General features: G+C 49.9%; 18 protein-coding genes. 10 read left to right on the top strand and 8 right to left on the bottom strand.

What is annotated here, in order from left to right; translation table 11 throughout:
* Positions 1-12: 12 nt before the first annotated feature.
* The 8 genes from hisG to CR46_RS0109595 form a co-directional block, all read right to left on the bottom strand.
* Positions 13-666, bottom strand: a complete 654-nt coding sequence (gene hisG / locus CR46_RS0109630; protein ID WP_030072304.1) for an ATP phosphoribosyltransferase — start codon at positions 664-666, stop codon at positions 13-15.
* A gap of 28 nt (positions 667-694) precedes the next feature.
* The gene (murA, locus tag CR46_RS0109625) at positions 695-1,957 is read right to left on the bottom strand and encodes a UDP-N-acetylglucosamine 1-carboxyvinyltransferase (RefSeq protein ID WP_030072302.1); all 1,263 of its coding nucleotides are present in this window, start codon (positions 1,955-1,957) and stop codon (positions 695-697) included.
* 13 nt (positions 1,958-1,970) lie between these two features.
* Positions 1,971-2,219, bottom strand: a complete 249-nt coding sequence (locus CR46_RS0109620; RefSeq protein ID WP_030072300.1) for a BolA family protein — start codon at positions 2,217-2,219, stop codon at positions 1,971-1,973.
* Positions 2,220-2,322: 103 nt separating this feature from the next.
* A complete protein-coding gene (locus CR46_RS0109615) occupies positions 2,323-2,655 on the bottom strand; it encodes an STAS domain-containing protein (protein WP_030072298.1) in 333 nt (110 codons plus the stop codon).
* Positions 2,652-3,293, bottom strand: coding sequence for an MlaC/ttg2D family ABC transporter substrate-binding protein (locus CR46_RS0109610; protein WP_404813863.1), 642 nt, complete (start codon positions 3,291-3,293; stop codon positions 2,652-2,654). Before CR46_RS0109610 ends, CR46_RS0109615 begins: the two co-directional genes overlap by 4 nt.
* A gap of 56 nt (positions 3,294-3,349) precedes the next feature.
* Positions 3,350-3,814 (bottom strand): outer membrane lipid asymmetry maintenance protein MlaD, encoded by a 465-nt coding sequence (gene mlaD / locus CR46_RS0109605; RefSeq protein WP_030072294.1) that lies wholly within the window; start codon positions 3,812-3,814, stop codon positions 3,350-3,352.
* Positions 3,815-3,830: 16 nt separating this feature from the next.
* Complete coding sequence (gene mlaE, locus CR46_RS0109600; protein WP_030072293.1) at positions 3,831-4,631, bottom strand: lipid asymmetry maintenance ABC transporter permease subunit MlaE; 801 nt, start codon at positions 4,629-4,631, stop codon at positions 3,831-3,833.
* Positions 4,632-5,453, bottom strand: coding sequence for an ABC transporter ATP-binding protein (locus tag CR46_RS0109595; protein WP_030072291.1), 822 nt, complete (start codon positions 5,451-5,453; stop codon positions 4,632-4,634).
* 276 nt (positions 5,454-5,729) lie between these two features.
* Here CR46_RS0109595 and CR46_RS0109590 point away from each other — a divergent pair, with 276 nt between their 5' ends.
* From CR46_RS0109590 to CR46_RS0109545, 10 genes are all read left to right on the top strand, one after another.
* Positions 5,730-6,716, top strand: a complete 987-nt coding sequence (locus CR46_RS0109590) for a KpsF/GutQ family sugar-phosphate isomerase (protein ID WP_030072289.1) — start codon at positions 5,730-5,732, stop codon at positions 6,714-6,716.
* 34 nt (positions 6,717-6,750) lie between these two features.
* Complete coding sequence (locus CR46_RS0109585) at positions 6,751-7,293, top strand: KdsC family phosphatase (RefSeq protein ID WP_030072287.1); 543 nt, start codon at positions 6,751-6,753, stop codon at positions 7,291-7,293.
* On the top strand, positions 7,293-7,865 hold the full coding sequence (gene lptC, locus CR46_RS0109580; protein WP_030072284.1) for an LPS export ABC transporter periplasmic protein LptC: 573 nt from the start codon (positions 7,293-7,295) through the stop codon (positions 7,863-7,865). Before CR46_RS0109585 ends, lptC begins: the two co-directional genes overlap by 1 nt.
* A gap of 8 nt (positions 7,866-7,873) precedes the next feature.
* On the top strand, positions 7,874-8,377 hold the full coding sequence (gene lptA, locus CR46_RS0109575; RefSeq protein ID WP_030072282.1) for a lipopolysaccharide transport periplasmic protein LptA: 504 nt from the start codon (positions 7,874-7,876) through the stop codon (positions 8,375-8,377).
* 79 nt (positions 8,378-8,456) lie between these two features.
* Positions 8,457-9,182, top strand: a complete 726-nt coding sequence (gene lptB, locus CR46_RS0109570; RefSeq protein ID WP_030072280.1) for an LPS export ABC transporter ATP-binding protein — start codon at positions 8,457-8,459, stop codon at positions 9,180-9,182.
* Positions 9,183-9,287: 105 nt separating this feature from the next.
* Positions 9,288-10,703: an RNA polymerase factor sigma-54 gene (locus CR46_RS0109565; protein WP_030072278.1), complete on the top strand. Its 1,416-nt coding sequence runs from the start codon at positions 9,288-9,290 to the stop codon at positions 10,701-10,703.
* Between the two features lie 98 nt (positions 10,704-10,801).
* Complete coding sequence (hpf, locus tag CR46_RS0109560; RefSeq protein WP_027335376.1) at positions 10,802-11,110, top strand: ribosome hibernation-promoting factor, HPF/YfiA family; 309 nt, start codon at positions 10,802-10,804, stop codon at positions 11,108-11,110.
* A 4-nt stretch (positions 11,111-11,114) separates the two neighbouring features.
* A complete protein-coding gene (gene ptsN, locus CR46_RS0109555; protein WP_030072270.1) occupies positions 11,115-11,585 on the top strand; it encodes a PTS IIA-like nitrogen regulatory protein PtsN in 471 nt (156 codons plus the stop codon).
* Positions 11,586-11,659: 74 nt separating this feature from the next.
* A complete protein-coding gene (gene rapZ, locus CR46_RS0109550; protein ID WP_030072268.1) occupies positions 11,660-12,574 on the top strand; it encodes an RNase adapter RapZ in 915 nt (304 codons plus the stop codon).
* A gap of 60 nt (positions 12,575-12,634) precedes the next feature.
* Entirely contained in the window at positions 12,635-12,904 is a 270-nt protein-coding gene (locus CR46_RS0109545; RefSeq protein ID WP_030072267.1) for an HPr family phosphocarrier protein, read from the top strand.
* Positions 12,905-12,959 lie beyond the last annotated feature (55 nt).

Raw genomic sequence — 12,959 nt, 5'->3', positions numbered from 1 at the left:
GTAAACCTCGCGTCATTCAATAGGCTGAGTCTGGCGCTTTTTAACCGCCTCTTCCAAGCGGGTTAATAGTGGCTTAATTTGATCATGTTTCATGGTCATGGATGCTTTATTCACCACTAGGCGGGTACTGATATGGGCAATCAACTCACGGGGTTCCATGCCATTGGCCCGCAACGTATTACCGGTATCCACTATATCCACAATTTCATCAGCCAAATTCATTAAGGGCGCAAGCTCCATCGCTCCATAAAGCTTGATCACTTCCGCCTGAATACCCTGCTCGGCATAGTAGCGTCTTGCCACGTTAACAAACTTAGTGGCTACACGAAGGCGCGCTTTAGCAGGCAACTGACCGGTGACACCTGCCGTCATCAATTTGCAACGGGCAATCTCTAGGTCTAATGGCTCATACAAGCCCTCTACCCCATGCTCGAGAAGTACATCCTTGCCCGCAATACCCATATCTGCCGCCCCAAGCTGAACGTACGTCGGCACATCGGTTGCCCGTATAATGACCAACTTTACGTTCGGCAAATTAGTATCGAACAGCAGTTTACGGCTTTTACCCAAATCTTCTGCAGGGGCGATGCCCGCATCTGCCAACAGTGGCAGCGTTTCATCCAATATACGCCCTTTTGAAAGGGCTAAAATTAGTTGCTTACTCATTGTTTAGGCCAATGGTTAATAGCATGGCTTAGCCGGGAATACGTCGAATGCGCGCGCCCAACAGCTGTAATTTTTCCTCGATGCACTCATAACCACGATCAATGTGATAAATACGATCTACAAGCGTTTCGCCTTCGGCCATCATGGCTGCGATCACCAATGACGCTGACGCACGCAGATCAGTGGCCATAACCGGCGCACCTGAAAGCTTTTCTACGCCTTCAATTAATGCCGCATTACCTTCAAGGGTAATATTTGCCCCCATCCGGTTTAGCTCTTGTACGTGCATAAAGCGGTTTTCAAAAATGGTTTCCACCACCCGCGAGTGGCCTACGGCAACAGCATTCATTGCAACAAACTGAGCTTGCATATCAGTAGGAAATGCAGGATAGGGTGCCGTACGGATGTTCACCGCCTTTGGGCGCTTACCGTGCATATCTAAGGCGATCCAATCATCGCCGCTGGTAATATCGGCACCGGCTTCCTCAAGCTTCGCGAGCACCGCTTCTAGAATGTCAGCGCGGGTGCGCTTTACCTTCACACGCCCACCCGTCATGGCCGCTGCGACCAAAAAAGTGCCAGTCTCAATACGGTCAGGCATGACATCATGCTCACAACCATGCAGCGACTCCACCCCCTCAATGACAATGGTGTCAGTGCCTTGACCGCGGATGTTGGCCCCCATCTTGATTAAGCACTCGGCAAGATCGACAATCTCGGGCTCGCGCGCTGCATTTTCAAGAATAGTGGTGCCCTCTGCAAGCGTAGCCGCCATCAGCAGATTTTCAGTACCCGTTACCGTTACTGTATCGAAAAAGATGGTGGCACCTTTCAAGCGACCATCTACGTGGGCACGAATATAACCCGCCTCAACGCGAATCTCCGCGCCCATCGCCTCAAGGCCACGAATGTGCAAGTCAACTGGACGCGAACCAATTGCACACCCCCCTGGTAACGACACATCTGCTTTACCAAAATGCGCCAGCAATGGCCCTAATACTAGAATAGAGGCGCGCATCTTCTTAACCAGCTCATAGGGGGCATGACACTGTGTTACCTGAGAGCCGTCAAGCTGGATACTGAGCTTCTCTCCCATCACAGGCTCAACGCCCATTCGCCCTAGCAACTCCAGCGTAGTAGTAATGTCCTGCAAATGAGGCAAATTACCAATAATGACCGGACCATCTGCCAAAAGGCTGGCACACAAAATCGGCAGTGCCGCGTTTTTGGCACCGCTTACCCACACTTCACCATCTACCGACCCATTGCCGGTAATCATTAATTTATCCATGGAACAGCCGCTACTAAACGTTTTCCGGTGCAGTTTGCCACTGCCCCGGAGTAAACGTTTTGATGCTAATAGCGTGAAGAGCGCCCGATGCGATTTCGTCACTCAGTGCAGCGTAAACCAACTGCTGACGCTTAACGGGAGAAAGACCTTCAAAGGCTTCGCCAACCGCAATCACCTGAAAGTTACAGCCCTCACCCTGGATATGAAAATCACATCCATCAATGCGAGACTCAAGCAGTGCTTTTACTTCATTGGGTTGCATAGGGTAAAAAACTCCTTTGGGGTCATTAAAACAAGTAAGGGCGTTGAAATAGTGGAAAACATGATAAAGAAAAGCAGCCCACTTGGCGATGTTGAGTAATCGCTTAGGCTTCAGCGTTGGGCGATTTTATCAATGCATCAAGCTCAGCTAGCGAGGTTAGCCGCTCAAGCGGGGCAGACAACATAATCGACGTAACAACAACCCCCAGTAAATGACAAGCACGCAACCATTCAAATAGCACGCTAATCGCCGCGCTACTTGCCCTGGTGACGCCAAAAAAATCTAAAGTAACTTCCGTTAACTGAGCACTTTCAAGCCATTTGACACCTACAGCGGCCACGTCGGCCGCTGCATTGACAGTAAGGTCACCGTTGACCGACAACGTATTGGCTTGCGCAATCAGCGATACATGCGACGTAGATAACAACGTCGTCACGCGTTGCCCCCTTGCTCAAGCTCATCAACGCCAATTTCAGGCGACCAGTTGCGAATTACTGCATCGTAATCTCGGTTATTTTCGCGCATTGACTGATCAAACTGGTTGCGGAACGTAAGCCCTAGATTAATGCCATTAACAATGACATTGACCACTTTCCACTCACCGTCCGAGAGCCGCAGGCTGTAACTTACTGGGTACACTTGTCCATTGTTAGCAACCACTTCCATATCGACGCTTGCTTGATCCTCATAACGCTGGCCCCGCTGGTCGCTTAACACTCTTAACTCATCATAATCAAACGTCACAAGGCCACGTGTATAGGTATCAATCAGCGTTTGACGAAATACATCGGCGAACCGACTACGCTGTTCCGGCGTTGCATTGCGAAAATAGCTACCCATAACGCTAGCGCCAATATAACGAAAATCAGCCACATCATTCAGGCTGTCGTTAACTAGAGCTTTGAGCTCATCAAGATTATTGGCGTAATAATCTTCTCTACCGTTGATTTGCTCCATAAATTGCTTAACGTTGTCACGCACCAACGCTTCTGGCGACATTGACTGGGCCTGAGCTACAAAAGGCAGTAAAACAAAAGCTAGTACTACCAAAAAAAGCAAACGACGAGCCAACATTACGCTCTTTTCCTTCATAACAATCACCTCATATCAACTAGCAGCACAGAAGGTGCTCAGTTAGTAACCATATTGGATACAAATTGTTGGATAAGTTCTTCAAGCACCAAGGCTGACTGGGTATCTCGAATGACATCACCTTCTTCAAGCATATTCGGGTCACCACCAACGCTTAAACCGATATATTGCTCTCCAAGCAAACCTGCCGTTAAGATCGCTGCTGTAGTATCTTGAGTAAGCTGACCCTGAAGTTCACTATTAAGACTCAGCACTACCCGCGCATCGTACCATTCAGTATCAAGTTCTATGGCCTCAACGCGGCCCACTGTCACGCCAGCCATAGTGACGCGCGCGCGTGGTTTTAGACTACCAATATTGGCAAAGCTTGCCTCAAGACGAAACGTATCAGAAGGCGCCGATAGCGTCATCCCACTGACACGTAAGCCTAAAAAAACAAGCCCTAAGATACCCGCCAGCATAAACAAGCCAACGCCAAACTCCATGGTTTTACTGCGCTTCATGTTATTGCTCCACCCTTCAAAGACCGCCAAACATAACGGCAGTCAATACAAAATCTAGCCCCAAAACAGCAAGCGATGAATACACCACTGTGCGGGTTGTGGCACGTGAAATACCTTCAGATGTTGGCACTAAGTCATACCCTTGAAACACCGCAATCCAGGTAACAACCACTGCGAACACAAGGCTTTTGATGATTCCATTACCGATATCATCAACAAATGAAACGCTAGCCTGCATATTGCTCCAATAAGAGCCTTCGAAAACGCCTAACCACTCCACACCTACTAAATAGCCCCCCCAAATGCCCACCACGCTAAATCCAACGGTAAGAATAGGCAGTGCGATAAAACCAGCCCATAAGCGGGGAGCTACGACCCTGCGCAGTGGGTCAACACCGATCATTTCCATGCTTGTCAGCTGCTCGGTCGCCTTCATAAGACCAATTTCTGCCGTTAAAGCAGAGCCAGCGCGCCCGGCAAACAGAAGCGCAGCGACCACCGGTGCCAATTCACGCAATAGTGAAAGCGCCACCATTTGACCAAGCGCCTGCTCTGCACCGAAGTCAACCAAAATGGTGTAACCCTGGAGGGCAAGCACCATGCCAATAAACAGCCCCGATACCAAGACAATCGCAAGCGACAAAACACCAACAAAATGTACTTGGCGTAGCCATAATAACCAGCCTTCCCGCGAGGGAACCCCTACTGCAGACTGCGCCAAGAAGATACCTGCACGTCCTAACGACTCCAAGGCATCACATCCTTTTCGCCCAAGCCGAACAACATGCGAGATAGCATGTTTAATGTTTGATTGCATTTAGCGCACCTTCCCTGCAGAGGCTTGGCCTAGAATATCGCGGTAGAGGGTCTCAGCTGGGTAATGAAACGGCACGGGGCCATCAGGCTCACCGTGAATAAACTGACTCACCCGCGGGTCTTGGTTTGTATCTAAAGTGCGTGGCGTGCCAGAAGCAACCACCTGTCCATCGGCGATTAAGTACAGGTAATCCGCAATACTAAGAGTCTCTTTGATATCGTGTGAAACGATCACTGACGTAAGTGACAACGCCTGATTAAGCCGTTTAATAAGCTGGACAAGCACACCCATTGAAATAGGATCTTGGCCGACAAAAGGCTCATCATACAAGATTAGCTCTGGGTCAAGCGCTACCGCACGTGCCAAAGCCACACGTCTCGCCATCCCCCCCGAAAGCTCAGCAGGCGATAAGTGCCTTGCCCCGCGCAACCCCACCGCTTGCAACTTGAGAAGCACAAGATCGCGAATCATAGTATCTGGCAAATTGGTATGCACTCGAAGCGGAAACGCGACATTTTCATACACATCAAGGTCTGAAAATAACGCACCACTCTGAAACAACATCCCCATGCGCTTACGAAGACTGAAGAGGGCTTTACGTGACAGGCGGTGCACGTCTTGACCATCGATTAACACTCGCCCTCGGTCGGGTGTTAACTGGCCACCAATCAGCTTTAAAAGGGTCGTTTTACCTGTACCACTTGGCCCCATAATAGCGGTCACTTGGCCACGCGAAATCGTCATATTGATTCCGCGAAAAATATCATGCTCTCCTCGCGAGAAGTACAAATCTTCAATTTCTATGAAGGGAACATCTGTCATGGGCTGGCTGGCCTTGATGATCGTCTTGCCGTGACAGCACTAGCATAAGCTGGTCGCCTGCAAGCGAGATAGTTTAAAAAAACAGTTAATCTGAAAAACAGATAGTTTAAAAAACAGTGTTTTCGAAATATTATCGAACATCGTAACTTAACGCTACTCACAGTAACAGATTCACTCATTGTGGCTGTTCTTGTCAGGACAGTGCGCGCATACCCTACAATCTGCGCCGAGATGTTATTCTTACTGTTTTAACGCTAATGAAAAAGAGACCACCTTATGCGCCAGCCACTATCGACCCCTAGCCCACTGCGTGAAAGTGCGCTGCGCACCTTACAAATTGAGCAGGCAGCCATTGGTGGGCTACAAGCCAAACTTGATGAACATTTTGACCACGCTTGCGAGCTGATTCTTGCCTGCCATGGCCGTGTTGTCGTGACTGGCATGGGTAAGTCAGGTCATATTGCGGGGAAATTAGCAGCTACATTGGCAAGCACCGGTACGCCTGCTTTTTTTGTACACCCAGGCGAAGCCAGTCACGGCGATCTCGGCATGATTACCCGGGCGGATGTCGTATTAGCACTCTCCAACTCTGGTGAAACAGCAGAAGTTACCGCGCTACTGCCGCTACTGAAACGCTTAGGCACTCCTCTTGTTAGTATGACCGGCCGTCCTGGCTCAACATTGGCTAAACATGCGGATGCACACCTCAATAGTGGCGTTGAGCGCGAAGCCTGCCCTCTCGACCTAGCGCCAACAAGTTCAACCACTGCAGCACTTGCCTTAGGCGACGCTTTGGCTGTTGCGTTATTGGAAGCACGCGGATTTACCGCTGAGGATTTTGCACTTTCACATCCAGGAGGTAGCCTGGGCAAACGTTTGCTCCTTCGCGTTAAAGATTTGATGCACAACGGGACACGCCTCCCCCAAGTGGCACTAGGCAGCCCCTTGCGTGATGCACTTATAGAAATCACCCGGCAAGGCCTGGGCTTTACCTGTGTAGTGGATAGTGAGGGGCGTCTTGCAGGCGTCTATACCGACGGTGACTTACGCCGAACGCTGGATCAGTTTCATGACCTGCGTGACGTCATCGTCGATGATGTTATGACGCGCCCTGGAAAACGTATTGGACCCGATATATTGGCGGCTGAAGCCGTTCGCATTATGGAAGATAGTCGAATTACCGCACTCGCAGTTGTGGATGATCAGCAGCGTCCCATTGGTGCGCTGCATATGCACGACCTACTTGCTAGCGGCGTTATATAACCATCTTTTTAAACGTTAATAATAGGGAGGCTATATGGCCCTACCTGAAGCACTACAAGACCGGATTCGCCGCGTAAAACTACTGGCGATTGATGTTGACGGCGTACTTACTGATGGCCGCCTCTACTTTCAAGCGGATGGCATCGAAATCAAAGCGTTTCATACCCAAGACGGTCACGGTCTCAAGCTATTGAAGCGCGTAGGTATCCATGTTGCCTTAATTACCGGGCGGGATTCACCTATGGTCAGCCAACGTGCCGCCTCTTTGGGCATTACGCATGTATATCAAGGGTGTGAGGATAAACTCACTACGCTACGCGCGCTTTGCCAACGCCTAGATATCACACTAGAGCATGTTGCTTATTGTGGCGATGACCTGCCAGACCTTGCACCGATGAAACGCTCAGGCGTTGGCATCACTGTCCCTAATGCCCCTGATTATATGCATACCCATGCTGATTGGATCACTGATCGGCTTGGCGGCCACGGTGCTGTGCGTGAAATCTGCGATACTTTACTGATGTCTCAAGGTCATTGGGACGCTGTGTTAGATACATATTTACACGGTCAATCGTAATGCGCTTTTGGGTTAGGAAACGGTTTTGGATTACCACGCTTGTGGTGGTGCTGGGGGGTATACTTGCCTGGATAGACCCGCGTGGATATAAAGACCAATCGTTTAATCCCGATGCGAGGGCTCAAGAGCCAGGTCACGTACTTGAAAATGCGGAAATGACACTATTTGGTGACACAGGCACCATTCAGCAATCGCTAATGACGCCACGCTTAGTGCACACCCCGCAGACAGCGATGACTGATGTTACCTCTCCCATAGCGACACTCTTTGATAGTGAAGAACGCCAATGGCTGGCTACAGCTGAGACAGGTACCCTAAATACGGATACACAGGCACTCACATTAGCCGGCTCTGCCCAGCTGCTCTCACCTGATGAGGGCTGGCAGCTCAATACAGAGTTATTACATTATAATGGCGTCACGCGTCATGCCTGGAGCGATTCCAAAACAGTGCTACAGCAACCGCCTCAGCGCCTTGACGCATCACGCATGGATATATGGCTAGATGATAGCCAGATTCGCTTAACCAATAACGTGCGCGGCACTCATCCGCCTGCCACTCGTTCTCCGTAGGAGCCGCAATGAACGCTCTCATTCGTACAGCACTCTTCACCATTGCGCTACCCCTCTCTGCGGCAGCGCTACCGGTCATGGCACAAAGCCAAGCCCCTGTAGAAGTAGAAGCTGACCGGTTAGATCTAGACCAACGAGCGGGCACCGCCGTGTATTTTGGGAATGTCGATATTCGGCAGGGCAATATGCAGCTGCGCGGCAATCGCGTTGAAATCCAGCGCAATGATGCTGGCGAACTATCGCGCGCCGTGGCAACCGGTGAGCGAGCCTATATACGCAACCAACCCGAAGGTCAGGCTAGCCCGATGGAAGGCTGGGCAAAGCGGATTATCTATCATGTGGCCGAACGCCGAGTAGAACTGATTGATCAAGCCGAACTTACCCAGCAAACAGATCGTTTTCAGGGCGGCCGATTAGAGTATTTCATTGACCAAGGCGTGGTTCAGGCCCGCTCTGACGTGAGTGGTGGTGAGCCACAACGTATCCGAATGACGCTTCAGCCAGAACAATAGGGAGCGCCCAGTGGCGACAAATAGCGCAGAGCCAGCACCTCAGACCACATCATCAAAACCAACATTCGAAGAGGCGCCGATAAAAACACTCTATGCCCATCACTTAGCCAAAAGCTATAAACGCCGTCGCGTGGTTAAGGACATAAATTTAGAGATCTCTCAAGGCAGCGTCGTCGGTTTGCTTGGCCCTAACGGCGCAGGCAAAACAACATCGTTTTATATGATTGTCGGCCTAGTAAAGTCTGATGCAGGAAAAGTAGGCATTGATGGGCTTGATTTAACGCATGCTCCTATGCACGAGCGCGCCATGGCAGGGATTGGCTATCTGCCTCAAGAAGCCTCTATTTTTCGCAAACTATCCGTTGCCGATAACATCATGGCAATCTTGGAGACTCGTAAAGCACTTGATCACAGCGCCCGCGAACAACGTCTTGAGACGCTACTGGAAGATTTTCATATCACCCACATTCGCGACAATTTAGGTATGAGCCTTTCAGGTGGAGAGCGTAGACGTGTTGAGATTGCTCGCTCCCTCGCAACAGAACCTGCCTTTATTTTGCTTGACGAGCCGTTCGCTGGCGTCGATCCGATCTCAGTAGGCGACATTAAAGCAATTATCCGAGCACTTAAAAAACGTCATATAGGCGTATTGATTACTGACCACAATGTGCGAGAAACGCTGGATATTTGCGATATCGCCTATATTGTTGGCGACGGTCACATCATCGCTAGCGGCCCGCCACAAGAAATTCTCAACAACCAAAAGGTAAGAGATGTTTATTTAGGTGCTGATTTTCGCCTGTAAACAACCACCTGCCTGAAAAATTGTGTCTGTGGCATGCTTATTGCACTTGCACCAAACCATAACTCGCACTAGGGTGGAGCTTTCTGATAAACGAGTGGTTCTCAGATGGTCATGAAAGCTTCTCTTCAATTGCGTATCGGCACACAGCTGACCATGACACCCCAGCTGCAGCAGGCGATTGCCCTGCTGCAGCTATCAACATTGGACCTTCGTCAAGAAATTCAGCAAGCACTTGATGCCAACCCAATGCTTGAGCAGGAAGACGAATTCGGCGAACAGGCTGTTAGTGAACCCCAGGAAACGGAATGGTCCGACAGCATTCCTAACGAACTCTCCACTGATAGTGACTGGTCAGACACTTATCAGGATCTAGGCAACCATAGCAGCGGCGGCGAGGGGCCTGATTTTGAACGTCAAGCCGCTGGTCAAAGCTTACATGGCCACCTACTTTGGCAGCTCGCCATGACGGATTTCTCCTCTCGCGACCATGCCATCGCAGAAAGCCTTATAGATGCTCTGGATGCTAATGGCTATCTAACTCAGCCCCTCAATGACATCCGCGAGGGGCTTAAGGCCCAAGGTCATGAAGGGCTTAGCCAGCGTGAAGTTGAAACAACCTTACTGCGTCTTCAACAGTTTGAACCCACCGGCGTATTTGCTCGTGATCTGCGCGAATGTTTAATGTTGCAGCTCGCCTCACTACCGGAAGATACACCGCTGCTTATGCCTGCCAAGAGGCTAGTGCGTCAATTTCTTGAAGCGCTCGGTAAGGATGATGTGCGTTTGTTAAAGCGACGTTTAAGCTTGGATGATGATCAGCTAGATGATGTAATTCGTTTGATCCGCAGCCTTGATCCTCGCCCAGGCAGCGCCTTTGGAGACACCGATGACAGCTATGTAACGCCAGACCTAGTGGTTCGCCATGACAACGAAGGCTGGCACCTGGAACTAAACCCAGAAGCACTGCCACGACTGCGTATTCAGCCTGACTACGCAAGTCTTATCAAACGGGCTGACAAAAGCCAGGATAACCAGTTTTTAAAGGAGCACCTTCAGGAAGCGCGCTGGCTAATCAAGAGCCTCTCAAGCCGAAACGATACGCTACTGCGTGTTGGCCGAGAAATTATCGCTCGCCAGATAGGCTTTCTGGAACACGGCGAAGAAGCTATGAAACCGTTAATTTTAGCGGATATCGCAGACGCTGTGGAAATGCATGAATCTACTATTTCCAGGGTCACCACCCAGAAATATATCCATACCCCGCGCGGCGTATTTGAACTCAAATACTTCTTTTCCAGCCAAGTGAGCGGGCAAGACGGAGGTGACAGCCACTCTAGCACCGCCATCCGTGCACGAATCAAAAAACTGGTGCAAGATGAACCGCCCGGCAAACCTCTCTCAGACAGCCGTCTTGTATCGCTTTTGGAAGAGGGAGGCATTAATGTAGCGAGGCGTACAGTGGCCAAATATCGCGAGTCGATGGGCATTCCTTCTTCCAGCGAACGTCGCCGCTTACGCTGATAAAACAGCGCTAAAGAGACAAAGTCTGTTTAAGGGCTTTGCAATAGCGCAAAAAGGGTTACAATCGAAGAACAGTCCGACGGATAAGGAGCACGTCAATGCAAGTAAATATCACTGGTCATCACGTAGAACTGACTGACGCCTTGCGTGACTATGTTAATGAAAAGCTGGAACGCGTTGAGCGCCATTACGACAATATTACTACCGTACAAGTGACCTTATCTGTTGAAAAGGAGCGCCAGCAAGCTGCCTGCACGCTGCATGCTGCCGGTGCAGACCTACACGCAGAAGCATTAGATAATGACATGTATGCAGCCATTGATGCGCTAGCAGACAAAATTGATCGTCAACTCGTTAAACATAAGGAAAAAGCACAAGCTCGCGCCCAAGGCGCAGGCGTGCGTTAATTCAATGACGTTGGAAACTATCCTCCCCCCAGAGCGCGTTCTCTATGACGTTCCTGGGGGCAGTAAAAAGAGGGTGCTGGAGTTTTTCAGCACCTTCATTGCACAAAACATCCCAAGTTTAGACAGCCAAGAAGTGTTTAGCCGTCTTATTGGACGCGAACGCCTAGGAAGCACAGGAATAGGCAACGGAGTTGCTATTCCTCATGCACGTAGCCCTCATTGCAGCTCGCCCATCGCTGGCTTTTTAAAGCTTGCTGAGCCGGTAGATTTTGATGCTATTGATGGTGATCCAGTCGATCTTGTATTCGTGCTATTGGTGCCTGAAGAGGCAGACGACACCCACTTAGCATTATTAGGTCAAGTGGCGTCTATTATGAATAACGTCGACACACGTCAACAACTGCGTAAATCCACAAGCCAGCGTGAGCTTTTAGAACTCATCACAGCGAAAATACGCGAGCAGCCTGTTACCTAGATGGCCCACCGCTAAGCACTACACGCTAAACTAACGTTTATCCCCATTTTGATTGGCATGCCAAGAGAAAATCTATGCAACTGGTGATCATTAGCGGCCGTTCAGGGTCCGGTAAATCTATCGCCTTACAAGCGTTAGAAGATCTTGGCTATTACGCCATCGATAACTTACCTGCCATGCTACTTGGCTCCCTAGTAGATGAACTGCGTGAGCAAGGAGAGCGCACTCAGCTAGCGGTCAGCATTGATGCTCGCAATCTACCAGCAGCTTTACAGCAATTGCCGACAATGCTCGAGGCTTTACGCCAGAAAAGCATTCACTTTCAAGTTATCTATCTCACTACGGATGCTCGCATACTTCTTGAACGCTATTCTGCTACGCGGCGGCGACACCCGCTAACCCGGGATAGTGATATGACGTTAGAAGAAGCAATTGATAAAGAAGAAGAAACCCTGCTCGACATTCGAGATCTCGCAGACCTAATGATCGACACCTCTCGCTTATCGGTTCACGATTTGCGACGCCGAATAACAGATCAGGTTGCCCAGCAGCGAGAAGATAGACTTACCCTTACGTTTGAATCGTTTGGCTACAAACGCGGCGTGCCGCTCGATGCAGATCTAGTCTTTGACGTGCGCTGTCTACCAAACCCCTACTGGGATCCTACGTTACGCCAATATACTGGGCGCGATGCTAAAATCGTTACTTTCCTAAGTGGTTATTCCATAGTGGAAGAGATGAGTAATGATATTCAGGTATGGTTGGAAAAGTGGTTGCCTGCCTATCAAAATAGCCAGCGTAGCTATATGACGATTGCCATTGGCTGCACCGGTGGGCAGCACCGCTCTGTTTACATGGTAGAAGACTTAGCGCAAAAGCTAGTTAGGCACACAGGCGAGGTTCAACTCCGCCATCGTGAACTAGGGTTGCAGTACACCCTAAGTGAAACGTTGCCTTTTGCGCCCACATCTTCAACCAGCGAAACATAAGCACAACAGCAATAACTAACGCCTTTTCTTAACGACCCCACTCGGCAAAAAGGAACCAGAGTGCCTGAAAGAACGTTAACACTCACTAACCAGCGCGGTCTTCATGCCCGTGCAGCGACGAAACTCGTCAAGTGTGGCCAACAATTTTCGGCCAATATTCACGTCTACAAACAACAGCAGATGGCAGATGCCGCTAACATTATGTCACTGCTGATGCTGGCTGCCCCCTGCGGCACCGAGTTGAGAATACATGCTGAAGGAGACGACGCCGAACAAGCATTAGAAGCTATAGAAGCGTTGTTCGACGCGCGTTTTGATGAAGAGCAATAATGTCAGGTAACATCTACTGCAAGTAATTCGCCACACGGCTGGCTTCATTAGTTGT

Source organism: Vreelandella neptunia (assembly GCF_000712975.1).
Classification (GTDB): Bacteria; Pseudomonadota; Gammaproteobacteria; order Pseudomonadales; family Halomonadaceae; genus Vreelandella; species Vreelandella qaidamensis.
The sequence above is the reverse complement of the archived record's forward strand: the minus strand, read 5'-3'. Positions and strand labels throughout refer to the sequence as shown.